Origin of the sequence: Arthrobacter rhizophilus (genome assembly GCF_026241105.1) — a bacterium.
Lineage (GTDB): Bacteria > Actinomycetota > Actinomycetes > Actinomycetales > Micrococcaceae > Arthrobacter.
Genome location: NZ_JAPFFT010000002.1, coordinates 115,321 through 136,668, shown reverse-complemented (window position 1 = coordinate 136,668; position 21,348 = coordinate 115,321). Strand labels below are relative to the sequence as shown.

General features: G+C 62.9%; 18 protein-coding genes. 9 read left to right on the top strand and 9 right to left on the bottom strand.

The annotated features are described in order from the left end of the window. Window positions 1–1,458: 1,458 nt before the first annotated feature. Window positions 1,459–2,121, bottom strand: coding sequence for a DUF6338 family protein (locus OOZ51_RS03125; RefSeq protein WP_265977433.1), 663 nt, complete (start codon window positions 2,119–2,121; stop codon window positions 1,459–1,461). Continuing rightward, window positions 2,121–2,321, bottom strand: coding sequence for a hypothetical protein (locus OOZ51_RS03120; protein WP_265977432.1), 201 nt, complete (start codon window positions 2,319–2,321; stop codon window positions 2,121–2,123). The genes OOZ51_RS03125 and OOZ51_RS03120 overlap by 1 nt, the downstream gene beginning before the upstream one ends. Before the next feature lie 501 nt (window positions 2,322–2,822). Here OOZ51_RS03120 and OOZ51_RS03115 point away from each other — a divergent pair. Together OOZ51_RS03115 and lplAB are read left to right on the top strand one after the other, a co-directional pair. Next, window positions 2,823–3,080 (top strand): type B 50S ribosomal protein L31, encoded by a 258-nt coding sequence (locus OOZ51_RS03115; RefSeq protein WP_009358283.1) that lies wholly within the window; start codon window positions 2,823–2,825, stop codon window positions 3,078–3,080. A gap of 81 nt (window positions 3,081–3,161) precedes the next feature. After that, window positions 3,162–4,259 carry a lipoate-protein ligase LplAB gene (gene lplAB, locus OOZ51_RS03110; RefSeq protein WP_416346340.1) on the top strand — a complete coding sequence of 366 codons (1,098 nt, stop codon included), beginning with the start codon at window positions 3,162–3,164 and terminating at the stop codon, window positions 4,257–4,259. Window positions 4,260–4,262: 3 nt separating this feature from the next. Here lplAB and OOZ51_RS03105 read toward each other — a convergent pair whose 3' ends face one another. Then, a complete protein-coding gene (locus tag OOZ51_RS03105) occupies window positions 4,263–4,700 on the bottom strand; it encodes a hypothetical protein (RefSeq protein WP_265977429.1) in 438 nt (145 codons plus the stop codon). Here OOZ51_RS03105 and OOZ51_RS03100 point away from each other — a divergent pair. Both OOZ51_RS03100 and OOZ51_RS03095 read left to right on the top strand, forming a co-directional pair. Beyond that, window positions 4,699–5,064 carry a hypothetical protein gene (locus OOZ51_RS03100; protein WP_265977428.1) on the top strand — a complete coding sequence of 122 codons (366 nt, stop codon included), beginning with the start codon at window positions 4,699–4,701 and terminating at the stop codon, window positions 5,062–5,064. The two genes, OOZ51_RS03105 and OOZ51_RS03100, sit on opposite strands and share 2 nt — an antisense overlap. Before the next feature lies 1 nt (window position 5,065). Beyond that, the gene (locus OOZ51_RS03095; protein WP_265977427.1) at window positions 5,066–5,440 is read left to right on the top strand and encodes a hypothetical protein; all 375 of its coding nucleotides are present in this window, start codon (window positions 5,066–5,068) and stop codon (window positions 5,438–5,440) included. Here the strand turns inward: OOZ51_RS03095 and pepN are convergent. Beyond that, window positions 5,425–8,028, bottom strand: a complete 2,604-nt coding sequence (pepN, locus tag OOZ51_RS03090; protein ID WP_265977426.1) for an aminopeptidase N — start codon at window positions 8,026–8,028, stop codon at window positions 5,425–5,427. The genes OOZ51_RS03095 and pepN overlap by 16 nt on opposite strands. A gap of 4 nt (window positions 8,029–8,032) precedes the next feature. Further along, on the bottom strand, window positions 8,033–9,076 hold the full coding sequence (locus OOZ51_RS03085; RefSeq protein ID WP_265977425.1) for a YeiH family protein: 1,044 nt from the start codon (window positions 9,074–9,076) through the stop codon (window positions 8,033–8,035). A gap of 113 nt (window positions 9,077–9,189) precedes the next feature. On the opposite strand from OOZ51_RS03085, the gene OOZ51_RS03080 reads away from it, so the two are divergent. The 3 genes from OOZ51_RS03080 to OOZ51_RS03070 all read left to right on the top strand — a co-directional run bounded on the left by OOZ51_RS03080 (window position 9,190) and on the right by OOZ51_RS03070 (window position 12,594). Next, a complete protein-coding gene (locus tag OOZ51_RS03080) occupies window positions 9,190–10,746 on the top strand; it encodes a circularly permuted type 2 ATP-grasp protein (RefSeq protein WP_265977424.1) in 1,557 nt (518 codons plus the stop codon). Between the two features lie 73 nt (window positions 10,747–10,819). Continuing rightward, window positions 10,820–11,746, top strand: a complete 927-nt coding sequence (locus OOZ51_RS03075; RefSeq protein ID WP_265977423.1) for an alpha-E domain-containing protein — start codon at window positions 10,820–10,822, stop codon at window positions 11,744–11,746. Beyond that, window positions 11,743–12,594 carry a transglutaminase family protein gene (locus OOZ51_RS03070; RefSeq protein ID WP_265977422.1) on the top strand — a complete coding sequence of 284 codons (852 nt, stop codon included), beginning with the start codon at window positions 11,743–11,745 and terminating at the stop codon, window positions 12,592–12,594. Before OOZ51_RS03075 ends, OOZ51_RS03070 begins: the two co-directional genes overlap by 4 nt. 25 nt (window positions 12,595–12,619) lie before the next feature. On the opposite strand, the gene OOZ51_RS03065 is transcribed toward OOZ51_RS03070, so the two are convergent. Continuing rightward, window positions 12,620–14,071 (bottom strand): SDR family oxidoreductase, encoded by a 1,452-nt coding sequence (locus OOZ51_RS03065; protein ID WP_265977421.1) that lies wholly within the window; start codon window positions 14,069–14,071, stop codon window positions 12,620–12,622. A gap of 109 nt (window positions 14,072–14,180) precedes the next feature. Beyond that, window positions 14,181–15,563, bottom strand: a complete 1,383-nt coding sequence (gene glgC / locus OOZ51_RS03060; protein WP_265977420.1) for a glucose-1-phosphate adenylyltransferase — start codon at window positions 15,561–15,563, stop codon at window positions 14,181–14,183. A gap of 104 nt (window positions 15,564–15,667) precedes the next feature. Between glgC and glgA the strand changes: the two genes are divergently transcribed. Continuing rightward, a complete protein-coding gene (glgA, locus tag OOZ51_RS03055; RefSeq protein ID WP_265977419.1) occupies window positions 15,668–16,867 on the top strand; it encodes a glycogen synthase in 1,200 nt (399 codons plus the stop codon). Between the two features lie 178 nt (window positions 16,868–17,045). Here the strand turns inward: glgA and OOZ51_RS03050 are convergent, their stop codons facing one another. Next, window positions 17,046–19,148 (bottom strand): acyl-CoA dehydrogenase family protein, encoded by a 2,103-nt coding sequence (locus OOZ51_RS03050; protein ID WP_265977418.1) that lies wholly within the window; start codon window positions 19,146–19,148, stop codon window positions 17,046–17,048. A gap of 35 nt (window positions 19,149–19,183) precedes the next feature. After that, entirely contained in the window at window positions 19,184–19,912 is a 729-nt protein-coding gene (locus tag OOZ51_RS03045; protein WP_416346339.1) for a TetR family transcriptional regulator, read from the bottom strand. Window positions 19,913–19,975: 63 nt separating this feature from the next. Here OOZ51_RS03045 and OOZ51_RS03040 point away from each other — a divergent pair, with 63 nt between their 5' ends. Continuing rightward, window positions 19,976–21,346, top strand: a complete 1,371-nt coding sequence (locus OOZ51_RS03040) for an acetyl-CoA C-acetyltransferase (RefSeq protein ID WP_265977416.1) — start codon at window positions 19,976–19,978, stop codon at window positions 21,344–21,346. The last annotated feature ends 2 nt before the right edge of the window (window positions 21,347–21,348 follow it).

Genomic DNA, 21,348 nt, shown 5'->3' with positions numbered 1-21,348 from the left:
ACCAAAGTTGATATATGAGGTGGGTACCAAAAACCCTGAAATTACGCGGGTTATGGCCTATTTGTGGACATCTTTGTGGCATGTCCACGACCCATCTCATTAGTAACGTTGGTGGCTTTTCCCGCCGTGGCGGGCGTCAGGGAATGAGTCCGGAGACGTCCGTGCTGCATGTGATCTCCAGAGGCTGCATCAACGACGTCCACAGCTGTGACTTAAGGCTCTATTCCGGCTTTGACGGGTGTGTCATGCTTCCGCCCATGGCGTACTTCGTGGAATACGTGACCGACCAGGCTGCTGGTCGTTCCCTTATCCAGTGCGCTAGTTTTGGCGACGCTCTACCCAGGGCGAAAGATGTTCTGCAGGGTTTGCATTGCACCTCAGCTGTCTTGCGGTATGCCCACGGACTAAGTCCCGCCTTTGGCGAGGGCCCCGTCCTCGCGGCCTACACGCCGGCCGAAGGCTGGAGGATTCACGAGGCTGGGCCCCAGTAGCTTCGCTCCTTCGGAGAAGTACGTCGTGGCGACCCCAGTCGGTCCCGGGAGATCGGTTTGCGGCCCGCCGGGTTCGGCACACCTTCGCGGGACACGAGTATGCTCCGCGACTCCCGCAATAGTCTGTAATTCACTAACGGCTCACCTGTGGTGACCGTCAGCCGATCCTTTACCGGGCGGCAAGCAATGCCCGGGCTCTCACGCTATGAACTGCGGATAGCGTCCCTCTAGACTTCTGACCAGTTGCCATGCAATCTGCCTCAGCGACGCGGGGACGGGAGAGCCTGCGGACGTCAACTCCGCATCGGGTGCTTCGGGATCCGGGCTTCCCCACGATAAATACATCTGTTCCCTGTCGCCGCCTGCATAGACTTCCAAGGAATTGAGCCTGGTCAGCTCGTAGTAGTCAGCATTGAGTGTGGGGTCGACATGCGCCCCGCCGTCCTGATTGGCAACTGCCAGAACGAGGGTCTTCCTGCTGAACTTCTGGCCCTTCGGGCCATTAATGACAGTCTGCGTCCACCACCTGTCGAACGGTACGTGCAGGCCTGGAGCCCTTCCGGCCTTCCGCCCTGGAGGAGGGCGCGGATCTGCACGCTGGGTTCCGGCTGCGCATAGGGGCCGTCTTCGTCGAACTTCGGAGCGAAGGAGTTGTCGAAAGTCTTGTGATCCCCGCCAACCTTCATGCGGACTGCGGTAAGAGTGAAGGTTGACTCTGGTCGCGGAAGGTCGACTTCTCCTGCACTGTCCAAGATCAGCAAACTGTCGAGCACACCTGCCAGCCTTAGAAGGGCATGTGACGACCCGCGTGGTGTGTCCGCCGTGTGATACAAGAGGACTCTAAGCGATGTAGCGATCCGCTTCGACTCTCGCGTCCCCCCGTCATCGAATGCCTTGCATGAGGCCTGAAGGAAGAAGAGCTGCTCCCTCATGGAATCTATCGTCTCTGCGCTGGTCCTTGGTGTTTTCACTCTGGCTCGCTCTCTGAAGGATCAGCCCCCGGGTAATCTACCGAAAAGCTCTCAATCTCGGCACCCCTGAGGACCACTGAATCGTGATGGGTCAGACCTAACTTTCCTGTCGAAACCGTGCCGAGGTAGATGGGTTTAAAGAGCACCAACTCGCGGTCGGCAAGTTCATGCTCTGCGCTATATTTCGCTACTTTGCCCATCCAGACTGCTCCGGATTTCAAAGTGACCCTCGCGACAGGTTTGCGTCCAGGAGGGACCCGATTCCGGAAGACCTCGTGCCAGAGGGAATGGGCTGTGATCAAATCCCCGGCTCCGCGTTTGTGGAATGCATTGGCGACATGGGCAATTGCTGCACTGGCGCCGAGATAGGTGACTAGCGACCCGACGACAAGCGCGACATGATCGCCGATGTATTGAAGGTCATGTCGAAGGAGAGCTGCGACATTGGGTGGCTCGTTCGGGGCCGCCCACACCCATGCGCCAAAGGCGCCCGACCCGGCGATTAGTCCAATGACCACGGATGCGACCAGAATGCGACTGATCTCGAAGAACGCAGATTCCTTCGCTCGTGTAAATCGGCGCTGTCGGAGGATTTCGTAATAGAAGCCGGGCGCTACAGCCACGAGGAAAACCAGGACGCCCAGACCGGACGCCGGCATCAGTCCCCAGTGATGTTGGAGCTATCGCTAACGACGTTCGAACTGTCGCTGACGATGTTCGAACTGGCGATCATTGACATGTAGTCACTTGCGGACACCCCGGAGGAGGTCTCGGGATTGGTGATCAGTGAGTCGAAAGACTTCTCGACCAGGTTGGCCGTCGAAAGTTCAATGGGTCCGCGGTCTTGGTTCTCAGCCATCATTCGATCCTTTCAAACCGGAAAGCGTCCGGGGCTAACATGGCAGTAATTCCACAGTTGTGATTATTGTCCCAAAGCTCTTGAAGGAATGCTTGAGGCTTCTGGGGATGGGTCCGCATTCCAGCGAGACACCCTTCTTCTTCCGCGTAAGTGCCCGTAAGCCGGTCGCTCAGGAAAGAAGGAGTCCGCTCCGTGGCCGGCTGTTGGGCGCTGCCGGTCCGTCGCAGAGTTCCTGCCCGTCATCACCTGTTGCTGCGTCTTCGAGGCTTTCTTGGCTGCTGTCCTGGCGGGATTGTACGTGGCCGCCCCAGCCGAGAGTGACGCCACCCACCGTTGGGTCGGTTCGTCGCGAGGTGCCGTTTCAGCTATGATGGATTGTTGGCCCGGCACTGGGTATCTGTTTTCAAGCGAAACCGCTCTGAACGGCACATGGTGTGCGGACCGAATCCATTCATACCTGGCAGCTGGCAAAATCCAGCTGCGTGAGCAAAAGGTCCCATTATGAAGTCTGATATCCACCCGAAGTACGAAGCTGTTGTATTCAACGACCTGGCTTCCGGCGTCAAGTTCCTGACCAAGTCCACCGTGTCTTCTTCCAAGACCATCGAGTGGGAAGACGGCAACACTTACCCGGTCATCGACGTCGAAATCTCCTCGGAGTCCCACCCGTTCTACACGGGCAAGCAGCGCATCATGGACTCTGCAGGCCGCGTCGAGCGCTTCAACGCTCGCTTCAAGGGCTTCGGCGGCAAGAAGTAATCAACTTCACCCCCAAGCTTTGGTGAAAGCCCGCACCCGCCGTATCTTCGGTGGCTGCGGGCTTTTGCGTTTTCCGGCAGGATGGAAGCCATGACTTCCAGCATGGCTTTCGAGCGAGGCGAGCAACAACTCCACGGCGAATACAAGGTCCTTGGCGGAAAGCTCGTGGTCGTTGACCTCGACGTGGTGGACGGAAAATTCGCGCACGTCTCGCTCAGCGGAGACTTCTTCCTGGAACCGGACGAGGCCCTGCTGGACATCAACCGGGCCATTACGGGACTCCCGGAAAGTTCGACGCCGGCCGAGATTTCCGCTGCCGTCTCCGCCGCGTTGCCTGCCGACTCGGTCCTGTTCGGCTTTTCCGCCGATGCCGTCGCCGTTGCTGTCCGCCGGGCGCTTGCCAAGGCCAGTGGCTGGGCGGACCACGAGTGGCAGGTCATCCCGCCGTCGGTCCTTCCCACGCACCTCAACGTTGCGTTGGACGAGGTCCTCACTGAGCAGGTGGGAGCGGGGCTCCGCAACCCCACCTTGCGCTTCTGGGACTGGGAAGAGCCGTCAGTGGTGATCGGCAGCTTCCAGTCTTACCGCAACGAGGTAGATCCCGACGGCGTCGCGCGCCACGGCATCACTGTGGTCCGCCGCATCAGCGGCGGGGGAGCCATGTTCATGGAGGCCGGAAATTGCATCACCTATTCGCTCTATGTGCCTCAGAGCCTGGTGGATGGCATCAGCTTTGCCGACTCATACGCGTTCCTGGACGCGTGGGTCATGGCCGCCCTGGAGAAACTGGGCATTACCGCGTTCTACGTCCCGCTCAATGACATCGCCACCGAGCAAGGCAAGATCGGCGGTGCCGCGCAAAAGCGCCTCGCCAACGGCGGCATGCTGCACCACGTCACCATGAGCTACGACATCGACGCAGACAAAATGGTCGAAGTCCTGCGCATCGGCAAGGAGAAACTCTCCGACAAGGGCACCCGGAGTGCCAAGAAGCGCGTGGATCCGTTGCGACGCCAGACCGGCCTGGCAAGGACAGAAATCATCAAGGCCATGCAGGAGGTCTTCGTCGAGCGCTACGGCGCCACGGAGTCACGCATCTCCGACGCCGAATTGGCAACGGCGCGTGAGCGGGTGCAGTCAAAGTTCGGTACCGAGGAATGGCTGCACCGTGTTCCCTAATAGCTACCCGGCCCGATACGCATTCACTGCCTGTTCCAAGACCGGACCGTAGAGTGGCCATGAATCGGCGGGAGCCGCCACGATGAGGACGCTGCTGCCCCGGCTGCCGGCCACGAAGCAGGCAATCTCACGGTAGCGGTTGTTGCCGACGCGGGTCACGTAGCTGTCGTCCACGCAGGAACCAGTGCCTCCCCGGAAAGCCATTCCGGTATGGTCAGCGATCTTGGTGGGCGCCGAGGAGTTCTCGTCAGCCAAGTGGTCGAGCCTGAAGGTGTTCCAGTTTTCCAGCGACTCGCTGCCCTGCTGAGGAGTGGCATTGAGGTATATCCGCAGTTCGCCCGTTGAAGACGTGACAGCTGCGGATACGCTGCCGGGATCGCTTTCCGCGGGACTGGCGTCGGATGGGACTGAAAGGACCCCGGTGCCATCCGGAAGTTCCATGGTTTTCCACCCTGCCGGAGCCGGTGCGGCGTTGAACCAGGCGAACGGCGCTTCTGCTGATAGAACAGTTGGCGACGGCTTCTGGACAGGGGAACTGCAGGCTGCCATGGCTATGATCCCGCTAGCTGTGATCACAGCTATCCTTGCGGACAGCGTTGCCCTGGAGCGGGCCGGGGCGCTACTTGTTTCCATCGCCGTCGTCCGGTCCGCCGTTGTCGTCACCGTCGTGGTCGCCGCCATTGGGGTGCCGCGGGGGTGGCGGTATCATACGAGGCGGGGCGGGTGCTGGAGCCGGCACCATCGGGGGCGGCGCCTGTACCGGTGGGGGAACGACGGCTGGCGGGACTGGAGTTTGTGGGACTAGCGTGGGCGGAACTGTGGCAGGCGGGGCAGCCGGTGGCGCGATCGGCGTCGCTGTCGGGGAGGCCGACGGCGTGGGAGTCCCGGTGGTGACGTTCGGCGAAGGCGCCGGTGTGCCGGTAGAAGGCGCAGTGCTCGTGGGTGGGCTAACCGGCGCCGGAGCGGCGGGCTGTCCGCCGAAGCAGGCTCCGAGCAATAGGGTGGTGCCCAGCGCTGCGGCGGCAAGCACGGGGCGGGGAATCTTCATGGTAACCGTCCTCAAGAAAGGCCCATGCGGAGCGCCGGGCTTGCATCTAAAGACGATGCCGGCGATCCCCAGGTTCAACGCCGGCCCGGCCGGAGAAGGGTCGGCGTCGCCCGGAACTCAGCCGGGGGCTTGAGCCGTCAGGGCGCGGAACAAATGGCTCCGCTGCTCAATGACAATCCGTCGGAGGGCCCTCGGGGTTCCCGTTTGCGTCGCAAGCCAATCGTCCGTGCGCTGGAGCACCGGGTGATCCGCCGGGATCATGCCCGGGGCGAGGTCCTGGGCTGACGGGAAAAGACCCCGCACAATCCGGCCTGCGATCTCTATGCTCCTGGACTCCCAGACGCTTTCCAAGCAATCGAAGTACGGTTCTGTGAACCCGTCCAGCAGTCCCGACGGGGAAACGGAGAAACCTGCGATCGTCGCGCTCAGAATCTCGTTCGAGAGGGTGGTGTTGTTCACTGCGGCATCCCATGCGGCTGCCTTGACTGCGGCATCGGGACGGGCAGCGGCGGCCAGCGCATGGCCTTCGCGGCCGGATGCCGTGTGGTCCCTGGCAAGTTCGGCATCCAATTCCGGCAGCTCGGCCGACCCATTCGCTGCAAGGGCCTGCCACAGGCTCCACCGCAGATCCGCATCCACCGTCAAGCCGTCCACAATGACGCCTCCGGAGAGGATGCCGCGGAGGAACTCTACGTAGGCATCATCACGGCGCGACAGCTCGGCCAGGGTCCTGGCCCAGGCAAGTTGCTGGTCCGAACCGGGCTCGCTTGTGCGCATTAGCCGCCCGCTCGTCTCCAGCAGGCTCCCGCGGACGGCACTGCGTTGCGGCGCCGGCACGTAACGCTCGACGGCGGTCACAGCGTTGCCCAGGACGTTCTGCAGCACGCCGATTCCTGACTCGGCGGGGGCGAAGCGTTCGACGGCGTTGACGTACAGCACCGCCGGCGTGACGGCGTCGCGCGCTGAATCCCACAGGGCAGTCCAGCACAGTGCCCGGGCCATCGAATCGCTGAGTCGGTCCAAGGCGGAACGCACTGTTGCCTCGGACCCCGCATCCAGGCGGACCTTGGCATAGCTGAGGTCGTCGTCGTTGACGAGGAGAAGAGCCGGGCGCGGCTTGCCCGCCAGTGCCTCCACCGCGGTCTCGGCGCCTTGGGCATCGGTCTCGACGACCTCGGTTCGGAGCAACCTGCCACTGTCATCGAAGTCGTAGAGACCGATCCGGAGCCTGTGGGGGCGGTGTTCCTGCCTCCCCGTGATGGGGTCCACGGAGTCCTGGCGCAGGGTGACTGACTCCATGGCATCGCCGTTCCCGGAGATTTCGGCTGCAATGGTGGAAATCCCTGAAGTCTGCAGCCACTGCCGGGCCCAGGTTCCAAGGTCCCGGCCTGACGCTGCGCTCAATGCTTCGAGGAGGTCGGTCAGCGTCGTGTTGCCGTACTCGTGATCCTTGAAATAGCGTCGCGAGCCGCCAATGAAGGCTTCGAAGCCGACGTAAGCCACCAATTGCTTGAGGACCGACGCACCTTTTGCATAGGTGATCCCGTCGAAGTTCTGCTTGGCGGCTTCCAGATCGGGTATGTCCGCAACGATGGGGTGCGTGGTGGGCAGTTGGTCCTGCAGATATGCCCAGGATTTGCGCTTGTTCGCGAAATTCACCCAGGCGCTGTCCCAGTCCGTGGCCTTGTCCACGCCGAGCGTGCCCATGTAGTCGGCGAAGGATTCCTTGAGCCAGAGATCATCCCACCAGGTCATGGTCACGAGGTCGCCGAACCACATGTGGGCCATCTCGTGCATGAGGGTGTTGGCGCGGGCTTGGTACTGGGCATCGGTGGCCCGTGAGGTGAAGACGTATTTCTCCGTGAAGGTGACCAGGCCCGGGTTTTCCATCGCACCAAGGTTGTACTCGGGCACGAACGCCTGATCGTACTTGCCCCACGGGTACGGATAGTCGAAGAGGTCGTTGAAGAAGTCCAGGCCGTTCTTCGTCAACCGGAAAAGCTCCGCGGCATCGAAGGACTCCTGCATGGATGCGCGGCAATAAAGCGCCAGCGGAACCTCAAGGCTGGTCCCGTCGTCGAGCGTCTTGCTCCAGTGGTCCGTAGCGCGGAAATAGGGACCGGCGAGGACGGTGGTGATGTAGGTGGACATCGGCTTGGTGGTGGCGAAGTCCCAGCGGCTCGTTGCCGGATCGCTCGTCAGTTGCGTCCGGGCGAGCTCGGCGCCGTTGGAGGCCACCTGCCAGGCGGAAGGCGCCATGACGTGGAAGGTGAATTCGGCCTTCAGGTCCGGCTGTTCGAAGTTCGCGAAGACGCGGCGGGCGTCCGCCGGTTCGTACTGCGTGTAGAGGTAGCACTGCCCGTCGGCGGGATCGACGAAGCGGTGCATGCCCTCTCCGGACCGGCTGTAAAGGGCCGTTCCGGTGACCGTCACCTGGTTTTCGGCCTGAAGATTGTTGAGGTGGATCCTGTCGCCGTCCACTACCTCGGCTACGTCTAGCCCTTTTCCGTTGAGGAAGACGCTGTGGACACCACCGTGGATGAAATCCAGGAACGTGGAGGAACCGGGCTCGGCAGAAAAGTTGATGACGCTCCGGCTCATATACCCCGGCACGTCAGGGTCAGCGGCTTCGCGGACGTCCAGGGAGACATCGTAGCTGTGCGTGCTGATCAGGGCTGAACGGGAGGCGGCCTCAGCGCGCGCCAGATTGCGATTCGACACTCAGCTATCTAATCATGAGCAAGACGGCGCCCAGTCCCAGCAATGCGATGAGGAACCACGAGCCCAGGGCAACCAGAGCGGCGCGCCCCCCGGTGAGCAACAGCGTCCGGACGCGGACCGCTGAACCCAGACCGAACAAGGCTGAGGCGAGCAGGATGTCCTGGAGTCCGCCCGCAGCGTCCAGGACGCCCGGGCCCAACCAGCCCAAGGAACGGACGGCCACCATCGCCATGAACCCGAGGACGAACAGGGGAACGATCGGCGGGAACTTGCCGCCGTCGTCATTCGCCTCATTGCCGTTGCGTGACTTCCGCCGCATCGACCACCGTTGCGTGAGGCCGGCCCCCGCAACAATGGGAGCCAGCAGGATCACCCGAGTCAGTTTGACGACGACGGCGATGGCCAGCGCCGCCGGACCCGCGGTCTGTGCCGTGGCAACTACTTGACCGACGTCGTGGACGGAAGCGCCGGTCCAAGCACCGAATTGTTGGGGACTCAGGCCCAAGGGGTGCATGAGCAGGGGCAGGACGCCGATGGCGAGCGTCCCGCAAAGCGTCACCAGGGCAACGGGCAGGACAGTGTCCTGGTGTTTGATGCGGCGCACTGCGGCCATGGCGCCGATCGCCGAGGCGCCGCAAATGGAGAAACCGGTGGCTATCAGCAGGGCGCCCTCGCGCGGAAGCTTCACCAGTCGGGCAAGCCCATACGTGCCCGCGAAACTGAGGAGCACGACGGCGGCAATCAGGACGAGCGCAAACCAGCCAAGGTCGAGGACATCGACAACGCTGACCTTCAAGCCCAGCAGCACGATGCCCGCCCGCATGTGGTGCTTGCCGGCGAAGTCCAGCCCCGGGCGGGCGCGTCCGGCAGCCCATGCCGCCGTGCCCGGTATATTTGCAGCTAACAAACCCAGCGCTACAGCGGCTGTCATGGCAGGGATGGGGGGAAGCAGGGCATGGACAATGAAGGCAAGTCCAGTGGCTGCCACTGCCATGACGATCCCGGCTCCCAATCGGGAGACGGGGGCCGGGAAACGATTGGGGTGCATTCGTCAACCTTGATGCATGCAAGCGCTGAAATGCGAACCGGGTTCACACTTGGTGTCGCAACATGCAGAACGCGAAATGCGTTCGTAATCGAAAAGGTGATTGTCTGAATCCCATGTCAGAGCTATTCCGGGATTACTCCGAGGCCGCCGCCCGTTCCGGCGCCTACGACGAAATGTTCGCCCCAGGCACAGTTGCGCGAAAATCCTATGGTCAGGTGGACGGTGCACTCCGCGAGCTTTCGCTTGCCGATGTGAGTGCGCGTGCCGAGTCGATGGCGCGGACCTTCTTGGACCGGGGCGTGACCTTCGATTATGCGGGGGAGGAGCGTCCTTTCCCGTTGGATATCGTGCCGAGGGTGATTCCGGCTGACGAGTGGGATGTTCTTGAGCGTGGGGTCAAGCAGCGCGTGCGCGCCTTGGAAGCGTTCCTCGATGATGTGTACGGGCGGATGGCGGTGGTCGCAGATGGTGTGGTGCCGCGGGCGTTGGTGACAACGAGCGCGCATTTCCATCGTGCGGTGCATGGTTTCGAGCCGGCTGGCGGAGTGCGGGTGCACGTGTCCGGGATCGACGTGGTCCGTGATGCGGCGGGCACGTTCCGGGTGCTGGAGGACAACGTGCGGGTGCCGTCCGGTGTGTCCTACGTGCTGGAGAACCGGCGGGCGATGGCGAAGGGCTTGCCCGAGGCGTTCGGGCAGCAGCCCATCCGGCCCGTGGAGGAATACCCGCGCCGTCTGCTCTCGGCGTTGCGGAAGACGGCGCCGTCTGGGGTGGATGATCCCACGGTGGTGGTGTTGACGCCTGGGGTCTTCAACAGCGCCTACTTCGAGCACACGCTGCTGGCCGGGCTGATGGGTGTGGAGCTGGTGGAGGGCAGGGACCTGATCTGCCGCGGCAACCGGGTCTACATGCGCACCACGGCCGGTGAACAGCGCGTGGATGTGATTTACAAGCGGATTGATGATGAGTTCCTCGACCCGTTGCAGTTCCGTTCCGATTCCATGCTGGGGTGTCCGGGACTGGTGAACGCCGCCCGGGCAGGCGGGGTGACCATTGCGAACGCGGTGGGCAACGGGGTGGCCGACGACAAGCTGGTCTATTCCTACGTGCCGGACCTGATCCGGTACTACCTGCATGAGGAGCCGGTGATCGCCAATGTGGAGACCTTCCGGCTAGAGGAGAAGGAAGCCCGCGAGCAGGTCCTGGACCGGCTCGAGGAACTCGTGGTCAAACCGGTGGACGGGTCCGGAGGCAAGGGCCTGGTGATCGGTCCGGACGCTTCGCGGGAGGAGCTGGATGCCTTGCGGAAGCGGGTGTTGGCGGATCCGCGGGGCTGGATCGCGCAGCCGGTCCTGCAGCTCTCCACCGTGCCGACGCTCTCGGGGGACCGGTTCGGGCCCCGGCACGTCGATCTGCGTCCGTTCGCGGTCAACGACGGCGACGACGTTTGGGTGCTGCCCGGCGGCCTGACCCGGGTGGCGTTGAAGGAAGGCTCCCTGATCGTGAACTCTTCCCAAGGCGGCGGGTCCAAGGACACCTGGGTGCTCTCGGACTCCCCGCAACTGCCCGCCGTGGAGCTGCCCCGGTCCTCCATCACGGTCCGTGAGCAGGTCTCGGTATGGCCCGTTGAAAGCAACTGGCGGGATCGCCAGTCGGACCAGCAGCAGTGACCGGCCTCGCCATGGTGCACGGACCGGATGACATTCATCGCCACAACGCAGGACCCGAAGGAGGCACAGCCCCATGCTGAGCCGTATTGCTGAATCCCTTTTCTGGATCGGCCGCTATGTGGAGCGCGCCGACGGAACGGCCAGAATCCTGGACGTCCATCTCGAACGACTGAACCACCTTCCGCTCGAAGAGCAACGCAGCGTGGCGAGGGAACTCCTTGCTGTCATGGGGGCCAGGCCGCAGAGTGAAGATTTCGGCTTGCCCGAGCTGCTTCACGCCCTCGCCTACGACAAGACGAGTGCCACCTCCATCGCGGGTTCGCTGGGGGCTGCGCGCGAGAACGCGCGCCGGGCACGGGAGACCGTGTCGTCTTCGTTGTGGGAGAGCCTGAACACCACGTACTACGGGCTGAACCAGCACCGTAAAGACGTCGTGGGTACGTACCGTTTCTGCAACTGGGTACTGGAACGCACCGCCATGGTCAGGGGCCTCGCGGACACCACTGTGAGCCACGACGAAAGCTGGCTTTTCCTGGTGCTCGGCCGCTCGCTCGAACGTGCCGACATGACCGCGCGGATGCTGTCCACCAGGGATGTCCTCTCCGCTGGAATGTCCTGGGTGAACATGCTGCGCTGCGCTGGCGCATACGAGTCGTTCCTGCGGACCCGCCGTGCTGCTTTCGGAGACCAGCACGCTGCCGAGTTCCTCCTGCTGGACCGTTTGTTCCCACGCTCCATCGTCTTCGCCCTGCGCGACGCCGACGAGTGCCTTGCCAAATTGGATCCCTCCGCCCAGCGGGTGGGCTTCATCAATGACGCCCGTCGGATCGTCGGCCAGGCCCGCACGTTCCTTGAGTTCCACCGCACGGACGATCTCATGTCCGAGTTGCCCGAGCACATGGACCGGGTTCAGAAGGCAGTAACGCAGGCCTCCGACGCGATTTCCCGTAAGTACTTCAATCAGGCGGATGAACTGGCCTGGGTGGGAGAAGTTTCATGACCAGGCTGAGCATCGTCCACAAGACGGCCTACAAATACAACCGGCGCGTGACTCTGTCGTACAACGAGGCACGCATGACGCCGTTGACCGATCCGCAACAGGTGGTCCTTGAATCCTCACTGAAGATCACGCCGTCGCAGGCTGCCGTGAGCACCTACCGTGATTATTGGGGCACCCGCGTGACCGCGTTCGATATGCAGATGCCGCACGAGCGCCTCGAGGTGTTGGCCACTACCACCGTTGAAGTCCACCGGGTGGAACGCGTGGCCCTGGACGAAGAGATCGTTGGCTGGGATGTGATGGGCTCGGACGAGATCCGGGACCAGTTCAGCGATTGGCTGCCGCAGTCGCAGCTCAGCGGTCCAGGGGAGGAAGTCCTCGGCATCATTCCCACCGTCGTGGCCGGCAAGAACCCGCACGAGACAGCCATGGCGGTTTTCGAATGGATGCGCGGCGAAATGAGCTACGTGAAGGGCACCACCGGCGTCACCACCAACGCCGAGGAAGCCTGGAATCAGCGTCAAGGAGTCTGCCAGGACCTGGCCCACTTGGCCATCGGCTCGCTTCGCAGCTGCGGCATTCCAGCCCGGTACGTGTCCGGTTACATCCATCCGCGGCCCACGGCCGAGATTGGCGAAACGGTCGCAGGCCAATCCCACGCGTGGCTGGAATGGTGGGACGGCGAATGGCGCAGTTGGGATCCCACCAACCACAAGCCTGCCGGAGATCTCCACGTCACTGTGGCGCGGGGCCGGGACTACCGGGATGTTCCGCCCTTGAAGGGCATTTTGTCCGGCGGCGGCGGCTCAGGCCTGACCGTGACCGTTGAGATAACGCGATTGACGTGAGCGGCCCGCGGCCCTCCACCTGGGATTACCAGGGGGAGGGCTTGTAGTCCTTCAGGAAGACGCCGTACTGGTCTTCGCCGTTTTCGCCCATGACTATGGGGTCGTAGACGCGCGCTGCTCCATCCACGAGGTCGAGCGGTGCGTGGAAGCCTTCCTCCATGAGCCGGACTTTGGTGTAGTGCGGACGTTCGTCCGTGATCCAACCGGTGTCGACGGCGGTCATCAGGATCCCGTCAAGGTCCAGCATCTCTTGCGCGCTGGTCCGCGTCATCATGTTCAACGCAGCCTTTGCCATGTTGGTATGCGGGTGCCCGGGGCCCTTGTAGGCGCGGGAAAACTGCCCTTCCATCGCTGAGACGTTCACGATGTATTTTCGGCGTGCCGTGGAGCGCTTCATGGCCTCGCGGAGCCGGCTGACCAGGAGGAATGGCGCCGTGACGTTGCAAAGCTGAACCTCGAGCATCTCCAGGGGATCGACTTCGTCGACCACTTGGGTCCAGCTGTTGATCGTCGCAAGGTCGGGGACCAATCCGCCGGCGTCGATCGCGGTGCCTGTAGCGATTCGCTCCAACGACGCGGAGCCAGTGGACAGGGCGAGCGAGGTAATCGCATCTCCTGCCAGTACCGGACGCTCGGTGACGCTATGGGTGATGGCCAAGGGATGTTTGTCGTGGGCGTGTCCGAACGTGACCAGCTCCGGACCGCCATTGGCCGCTTGCAGGGCCTCCGGCAGTGGCTCGTCCTCGGCGTCCACCAAGGGTTTGTACGCGTTCCCGGAACGGCGGACCGTCTGGGCGGCGTTGTTGATGATGATGTCGAGGGGACCGGCTTCATTGAGTGAGTCGGTGAGGGCCATGACCTGCGAAGGGTCGCGGAGATCGATGCCCACAATCCTGAGCCGGTGCAACCAGTCCGCGCTGTCCTCCATGGCTGCAAAGCGGCGTGCGGCGTCCTTGGGAAAACGGGTGGTGATAGTAGTGTGTGCGCCGTCGCGGAGCAAGCGCAGGGCGATGTACATGCCGATCTTGGCGCGGCCGCCCGTGAGCAGCGCACGGCGTCCGCTCAACTCGGTACGGGCATCGCGCTTGCTGTGGCTGAAGGCCGCACATTCCGGACACAGCTGGTGGTAGAACGCATCTACCTGCGTGTAGTGCTGTTTACAGATGTAGCAGGGCCTCGAGCGGATGAGATGGCCAGCGATTTCGCCCGTGGCAGAGGTGGCTAGCTTGTTGCCGCGCGTCTCGTCGTCGATCCTGTCCGGGGCCGCAGTGGCAGTCAAGGCGAGGACCGCGCGGTCGGCTTCCGCGATCTCGTCCCGTTTGGTGACCCGGCGGTGGCGCTTGACGGCCTTGAACATCTTCCCCGTGGCACGACGGACGGCGACGTAGTCAGGGTGCTCCTCGTCATAAACGTGGATTGTATTCAGGACCTTGAGGGCGGCCTGGATCTCTTCAGGCGTCAAATCGGCGGGGCTCATTGGCTCAATTTTACAGGGTCCGGCACAGCAAAGCCTCCCCGGCGACAGAGGCTGAATACCTGTTGTCGCCGGAGAGGCCGTGGGCTGCTCTTGGTTCCTGGAGCCTGGGTCAGACTTCTACCGAGGAAGCCTGGATTTTGGTGACCTGCTCGGCCGAATCCCGGATGTCGGGGAATTTCTCTGTGGCGGCTTTGATCGCCTCAGGTACGGAGAGCCGGTATTCGGCAGCCAGGGAGAGCTCGGAAGCGTCAGGCTCCGGTACCACTTGACCCTTGGCGAGTACCGTGATTCCGGATTCGGTGACCTTGAAGCCGCGGGCACGGTCGAGGTCGGCATCCAGGCCAATGGCAGCCCCGGCAGGAACCTTCACGTTCTTGTCGATGATGGTTCGCTTGACCACTGCGCCTTCGCCGATGCGCACTTTGTCCATCAACACAGAGTCCTGGATCCTGCTTGCCGGTCCAACGTAGACATCGTTGGAGAGGACGGATCCTTCCACGATTCCGCCGGAGATCACGGAGCCGCTGGCCACGATGGAGTCCAGCGCCGTGCCGACCGTGTTGTTGTCGCCCCTAACAAACTTGGCTGGCGGTGAAACGCTCTGCCGCGTGTAGATGGGCCATTCCGAGTTGTACAGGTTGAACACAGGGACGGGTGAAATCAAGTCCATGTGCGCGTCATAGAACGAATCGATGGTGCCTACATCGCGCCAGTAGGTGCGGTCGCGGTCGGTGGATCCCGGAATGTCGTTGAGCGTGAAATCGTAGACGCCTGCTTCGCCCTGCCCAACGAAGTAAGGGATGATATCGCCGCCCATGTCGTGCTTGGTGTCCAGACGCTCCGCATCGATGCGAAGTGCTTCCACCAGTGCGTCGGCATCGAATACGTAGTTGCCCATGGAGGCAAGGAACTGCGTGGGATCTGCCGCGAGGCCCTCTGTTTCTGCAGGCTTTTCCACGAACGCTGAGATCTTCTGGGGATCGTTTTTGTCGACCTCGATCACACCGAACTGGTTGGCCATGTTCAGCGGCTGGCGGACGGCGGCGACCGTGGCTTTGGCTCCGCTGGCCACGTGTTGTTGGACCATCTGCTGGAAGTCCATGCGGTAGACGTGGTCCGCTCCGACAACCACCACAATGTCGGGGCTGGCGTCGTGAATCAGGTTCAGGGACTGGTAGATGGCATTCGCGCTGCCGAGGAACCAGCTCTTGCCCACGCGCTGTTGGGCGGGAACCGAGGCCACGTACTTGCCCAACTGGGTGGACATCCGCCAGGTCTCGGAAATGTGGCGGTCAAGGCTGTGCGACTTGTATTGGGTCAACACCACGATCTGCAGATACCCCGAATTGACCAGATTCGAGAGAGCGAAATCGATCAAACGATAGCCCCCTGCAAACGGCACCGCAGGTTTGGCCCTGTCTGCCGTCAATGGCATAAGGCGGTTTCCTTCGCCGCCAGCCAACACAATTGACAATACTTTCTTCAACGCCATGGTGTTTGCTCTCCCTGTACGTCTTTGTAGCCCCCGAAAAAAGCCCGGGTTGCCGGACCCTTTCACACTAGAACACATACTCCGGAAGGACTACGTTAGGTAGCGTGCGCGTAGACATTGTGACTAAAGAGTTTCCACCCGAAATCTATGGCGGGGCCGGCGTGCATGTTGCCGAGCTCAGCCGCGTCCTGGCAAAACATGTGGATCTGCAGGTGCGTGCCTTCGGCGCGCCCCGTGAGGCGGACTTCCACGGTGCAACGGTGACGTCGTATTCCACACCGGAGGATCTGAGTGCGGCCAATGCCGCCCTGCAGACCCTCGGCGTGGATTTGCGCATCGTGCCGGACATCGCCGGAGCGGACCTGGTCCATTCCCATACCTGGTACGCCAACATGGCCGGCCACCTGGCGTCGCTGTTGCATGGGATACCCCATGTGCTCAGCGCCCATAGCCTGGAGCCGTTGCGGCCGTGGAAAGCGGAGCAGTTGGGCGGTGGCTACGCGTTGTCCTCATGGGTTGAAAAGACCGCTTATGAGGCCGCCGCGGCTATCATTGCCGTCTCGGACGGCATGCGGAAGGACATCCTGCGTAGCTATCCGAACGTGGATCCGGCCAAGGTCAGAGTCGTCCACAACGGCATCGACATCGTCATGTGGCAGCCGGACGAAGGCGAAGACGCAATTCGCGCCCTCGGCATCGACCCCGCCAAGCCCAGTGTGGTCTTCGTTGGGCGTAACACGCGCCAGAAGGGTGTTCCCTACCTCCTGAAGGCGGCCGCGAGCCTGCCGGAAGACGTGCAGCTTGTGCTTTGCTTGGGCGCGGCGGACACTCCGGAACTTGCAGCGGAAACGGCCCGGCTCATCGAGGACCTGCAGAGCAAACGCGAAGGTGTCCTGGTCATCGAACGCATGCTTCCGAGGCATGAGCTCATCCAGGTCCTCAGCCATGCCACGGCCTTCGCCTGCCCGTCGATCTACGAGCCCCTCGGCATCGTCAACCTCGAGGCCATGGCATGTGGCGCGGCCGTGGTGGCAAGCGCTACGGGCGGCATACCCGAAGTGGTTCAGCACGGTGAAACGGGACTGCTGGTGGAACTGGAGCAGGTCACGGACGGTACCGGCACCCCGCTGGATCCCGAAAAGTTTGTCGCAGATTTCGCCGCCGCCCTCAACGAGGTTGTGTCCGATCCTGCGCGGGCCAAGGTCATGGGCGCCGCGGGCCGCGTCCGGGCGGAGGAGCACTTCTCCTGGGAGTCCATCACCGAGACAACCCTTGAGGTCTATCGTTCAGTCCTCGCCCCCTGAGCCTCTAACCCACGAGCCCAACTAGCTAGCAGTAGGTGTCGTTTTGGGCGACCAAAACGACTTTAAGTGCGAGTCACTTGGGAAGGAACGACGACGGCGCCGCACTCCCGCTTGAGGGGTGCGGCGCCGTCGTCGTTAAGGATTCGGCAACTGTTCACCTGCCGGTCCCGGCAGGATGCTAGCCGGACTTCCTCCCTTTTAATGCAAGCAAGGTCTTCTCATCGGCTGGAACGTTGCCGCTGGCTCGTTGTGCCCGGAAGTAGCTGCGGGCCTCGTCCTGGCGCTCTTTCTCGGCTCCGGACGCGATGGCCGCGCGCAGGTGCTCCGGACCGTAGCCGAAGGAATCAACCAGATCCAGGGCGTGGGGACGGATCTTGATGAGGAGCCGGTTGATGTAGGCGCCCACCGTGCGCCCGCGCTGCATGGAGAGGCGGCCGTTCATGAGGTACCAAGACAAGTGTTTTTCGATGAGCGAGAGACCAAAGAGATCGCGAAGCCACGTCAGCACCTGAAGTGTGCCGGGATCGCTGATCTTGACGAGGGCTTCCGTGAACGCTTCCCATTGCAGGAGTTCGGCGTGGGCCTGGGCGGCGTCGATCAGATCGTCCTGGTGTTGGTTGAACAGGGCGGCGGCCTGGTGCTGTGGCAACTTATTCGCACCCTTGAGTGCCGAACCCACCTCCGCCACTATCGACTGCACCCGGTCGGTCAGCAGTGTGCGCTGTCCTTCTTCGTCCCGCAGGGCCAAAGCTGCCTTCTGGACGGATCCCGTGTCGGCCACGAACTGCGCCACTTGCCGCAGCCCGGTGCGGTTGATCGCGACGTCCGCCGCCTGGGCTGCGACGAAGCGCGCCAATACGCCGAAGTCAACATTGCGGAACTCCTTGGCGTAGTCGGCCAGCAGGCGCTTTGCGACGAGCTGGAGCAGCACGGTGTTGTCGCCCTCGAAGGTGGCGTAGACATCCAGGTCTGCGCGGAGCGAGGCGAAACGGTTTTCGATGAGGAATCCGGCGCCGCCGCAGGCCTCACGGCATTCCTGCAGGGTGTCGAGAGCGTGCCAGGTGCTCAAGGGCTTGAGCGCCGCGGCGAGGGTCTCCAGGTCCTGGCGGTCGGCGTCGGTGTCGTGCCGGCCGGAGAAGACGTCGTCGAATTTTTCGAGCAGCTGCTCGTGCGCGAAACTTGCAGCAAAGGTGGTGGCCAGCCGGGTGAACAGGCGGCGCTGGTGCCGCTGGTAGTCCAGCAGGACTTCCTCGTCGGTGGGAGAGGAGGCGTTGAATTGGCGCCGCTCGGTGGCATATCGGATGGCGGTGGTCAAAGCCACCTTGCTCGCGGCTACTGCTGCGCCATCCAGGGAGACACGGCCCTGCACCAACGTGCCAAGCATCGTGAAGAATCGCCGTCCCGGGCTGGCGATCGGGGAGGTGTATTCCCCGTCAGGGGAGACGTCGCCGTAGCGGTTGAGCAGGTTGGTGCGGGGGACGCGGACATCGCTGAAATGAAGCCGGCCATTGTCGATGCCGTTGAGGCCGCCTTTGACACCGTCGTCCTCCCCGCCGATTCCCGGAAGGAATGCTTTGGTGTCCGGGTCCCTGAGCGGAACGTAGAACGCGTGGACGCCATGGTTCACATTGCGGGTCACTAGTTGGGCGAACACGACGGCGGCCAAGCCGTCTTCGGCTGCGTTGCCGATGTAGTCCTTCCACGCTGCACGGAACGGCGTGTTGATCACGAACTCCTGGGTGGCGTCATCGTACGTGGCCGTAGTGGCGATACTGGCAACATCGGAACCATGGCCGGTTTCGGTCATGGCGAAGCAGCCTGGGATCTCCAGGCTCATGATGCCCGGCAGCCAGCTGTTGTGGTGTTCCTCGGTACCGAGGTGCATGACGGCGGAACCGAATAGCCCCCATTGCACGCCGGCCTTGATCTGGAGTGAAGGATCGGCTGTGACGAGTTCCTCAAAGCCTGCGATGTTGCCACCGTGGTCGTCCGAACCGCCCAAGCTGGAGGGGAAGGCCCGGTGTACCGCCTTGTTGTCCACGAGGTACTTCAGCTGCCCGAACACGCGCTCGCGGTGCTCGGTATGTGTCAGGCCTTCGATCTTGTGTACCTCCGGGCGGCCGGCGAGGTCGCGCGCCGTACGCCGGATGTGGGCCCACTTGCCCAGCAGTAGTTCGCCGAGCGCCGCTACATCCATTACGGGTGCTGCGGGCTGTGCGGTTGCAGCGGTGCCGGCAGGCTCACGGGTGCTGGAGGGCGTGCGATCCACTACTTCAGTCATGTTGATTCCTTCTTTGGTTCCGAACAACTGATGTGTCATTGCTGGTTTTCTGCGGAGTTGGTCTTGAGTTCGGAGGCGATTCCCACGCACAGCCAATCGGTGATCCGGGAGGCCATGGTTTCCTGGTTGGGCTTCGCTGGGGAGGCTGGGCTAGCTAGCCACATTTCGCCGGCATTGCGGACGAGCCCGATTGCAGCGGTGGGCCAGTACTCAATGAGTGCTTCCTTTTCCGCCCCAAGGTGTTCCCGCATGGGCTTGGCGATCATGGCACTGATCGACTCGAAGAAGTGGCCGAGGGCTCCGGAAGCGGCAATGGCGTCCTGGGCGGAGGGCTCCCCGTGCGTGAGTCGTGTGACGAATGCATAGACGTTGGGGCTCGACTCTGCCATTTGCAAGTAGGCCGAGACCATGGCCAACAAGCCTTCGCGTGGAGTCTGCGCGCTTTCCGCTGCTTCCTTCATCCGGCGTTGCATCTGTCCAAGCACCACTTCGCCCATGGCTTGCTGCAGGCCAGCTTTGTCCCCGAAGTACCGGTAGTACACCGACTTGGAGGTGTTCGCGGCGGCGGCTATGTCCTCCATGGACGCGTCGCTGCCCAGCGCGTGGACAGCCTTGCGGGCGGCCTTGATGAGTTCGCGGCGGCGTTCCTCGCGGTGGCTCTGCCAGCGGGTGGCGCGGCCGTCGACGGCGGGGCTCCGACCGTCTGCCAGGGCGGCGCTCTCGGCAGGGGCGCCGGCCGAAAGTGCTGGGCTCGGGATGTTCACGATACCCAGCGTATCAGGTACGCTGGGTATCAGTAACCCGAATGTGATCATAAGGAGAAACGCATGCCTGAAGCAGCAGAGTCCGCGAGCGCACCACAGGAAACCGCCACCGGCCGGGTCACGCTTCGCAAAGCCGTGGTGGTTGGCGGCAACAGGATCCCCTTTGCGCGAACCGGCGGCGCCTACACCAAGTCCTCCAATCAGGACATGCTGACGGCCGCCTTGGACGGATTGATTGCCCGTTTCGGGCTCCAGGAGGAGCGGATCGGTGAAGTTGCCGCAGGTGCTGTCCTGAAACACTCCCGCGACTTCAACCTGACACGCGAAGCGGTGCTCGGCTCAGCGCTGTCGCCGGAGACGCCGGCCTACGATCTCCAGCAGGCGTGCGCCACCGGCCTCGAGACAGTCCTCGGCCTGGCCAACAAGATCAAGCTCGGCCAGATCGACTCGGCCATCGCGGGCGGCGTCGACTCTGCGTCCGATGCCCCTATTGCCGTAAGTGAGGGACTTCGCGAAATCCTGCTCGACCTCAATCGGGCCAAATCGCTGCCCGAGCGCCTGAAGGTCCTGTCCCGGCTTCGTCCCAAGGATCTGGCCCCGGATGCCCCGAACACCGGGGAGCCGCGGACCGGCTTGTCCATGGGTGAGCACCAGGCGTTGACCACGGCCCAGTGGAAGATCAGCCGCGAGGCCCAAGACGAGCTCGCGTTCAACAGCCACCATAATCTCGCCGCGGCCTACGAGCGCGGCTTCTTTGATGACCTCGTGACTCCTTACCGTGGCCTGAGCCGCGATTCGAACCTTCGCCCGGATACGTCCATGGAAAAGCTGGCGACGCTTAACCCCGTCTTCGGCAAGAGCCTCGGAGCGGAGGCCACTATGACGGCGGGCAACTCCACCCCGCTCACGGACGGCGCCTCCACCGTGCTCTTGGGAACGGAAGAATGGGCCGACGCCCGCGGCCTGCCCAAACTGGCCGTCGTCGTCGATGGCGAAGCGGCCGCCGTCGATTTCGTTCACGGCAAGGACGGACTCCTCATGGCCCCTGTCTTTGCGGTGCCACGGCTTCTCGCCCGCAACGGGTTGTCCTTCGAAGACATCGATTTCTTCGAAGTCCACGAAGCCTTCGCGGGCACCGTTCTGAGTACGCTCGCTGCGTGGGAAGACGAAGAATTCGGACGCAACCGCCTGGGCTTGGACGGCGCCCTCGGCAAGATCGATCGCGCCAAGCTCAACGTCAACGGCTCGTCCCTCGCCGCCGGCCATCCTTTTGCTGCCACTGGTGGACGGATAGTCGCAACGCTGGCGAAGATGCTGCACGAGAACGGCCCGGTGGACGGTCGTCCCGCCCGTGGACTCATTTCCATTTGCGCCGCCGGAGGACAGGGCGTCGTAGCGATCCTCGAGGCCTACTCCGCTCCGGAAGGGCGGTAGCC

What these genes read in the sequence shown, in the direction of transcription:
- OOZ51_RS03105 (WP_265977429.1), bottom strand. Translation starts at nt 4,700, where the DNA reads ATGGAACTTCCGGATGGCACCGGGGTCCTTTCAGTCCCATCCGACGCC.
- OOZ51_RS03070 (WP_265977422.1), top strand. Translation starts at nt 11,743, where the DNA reads ATGACCAGGCTGAGCATCGTCCACAAGACGGCCTACAAATACAACCGG.
- OOZ51_RS03075 (WP_265977423.1), top strand. Translation starts at nt 10,820, where the DNA reads ATGCTGAGCCGTATTGCTGAATCCCTTTTCTGGATCGGCCGCTATGTG.
- OOZ51_RS03080 (WP_265977424.1), top strand. Translation starts at nt 9,190, where the DNA reads ATGTCAGAGCTATTCCGGGATTACTCCGAGGCCGCCGCCCGTTCCGGC.
- OOZ51_RS03085 (WP_265977425.1), bottom strand. Translation starts at nt 9,076, where the DNA reads ATGCACCCCAATCGTTTCCCGGCCCCCGTCTCCCGATTGGGAGCCGGG.
- OOZ51_RS03040 (WP_265977416.1), top strand. Translation starts at nt 19,976, where the DNA reads ATGCCTGAAGCAGCAGAGTCCGCGAGCGCACCACAGGAAACCGCCACC.
- lplAB (WP_416346340.1), top strand. Translation starts at nt 3,162, where the DNA reads ATGGAAGCCATGACTTCCAGCATGGCTTTCGAGCGAGGCGAGCAACAA.
- OOZ51_RS03125 (WP_265977433.1), bottom strand. Translation starts at nt 2,121, where the DNA reads ATGCCGGCGTCCGGTCTGGGCGTCCTGGTTTTCCTCGTGGCTGTAGCG.
- OOZ51_RS03100 (WP_265977428.1), top strand. Translation starts at nt 4,699, where the DNA reads ATGGTTTTCCACCCTGCCGGAGCCGGTGCGGCGTTGAACCAGGCGAAC.
- glgC (WP_265977420.1), bottom strand. Translation starts at nt 15,563, where the DNA reads ATGGCGTTGAAGAAAGTATTGTCAATTGTGTTGGCTGGCGGCGAAGGA.
- OOZ51_RS03115 (WP_009358283.1), top strand. Translation starts at nt 2,823, where the DNA reads ATGAAGTCTGATATCCACCCGAAGTACGAAGCTGTTGTATTCAACGAC.
- OOZ51_RS03120 (WP_265977432.1), bottom strand. Translation starts at nt 2,321, where the DNA reads ATGGCTGAGAACCAAGACCGCGGACCCATTGAACTTTCGACGGCCAAC.
- OOZ51_RS03065 (WP_265977421.1), bottom strand. Translation starts at nt 14,071, where the DNA reads ATGAGCCCCGCCGATTTGACGCCTGAAGAGATCCAGGCCGCCCTCAAG.
- OOZ51_RS03050 (WP_265977418.1), bottom strand. Translation starts at nt 19,148, where the DNA reads ATGACTGAAGTAGTGGATCGCACGCCCTCCAGCACCCGTGAGCCTGCC.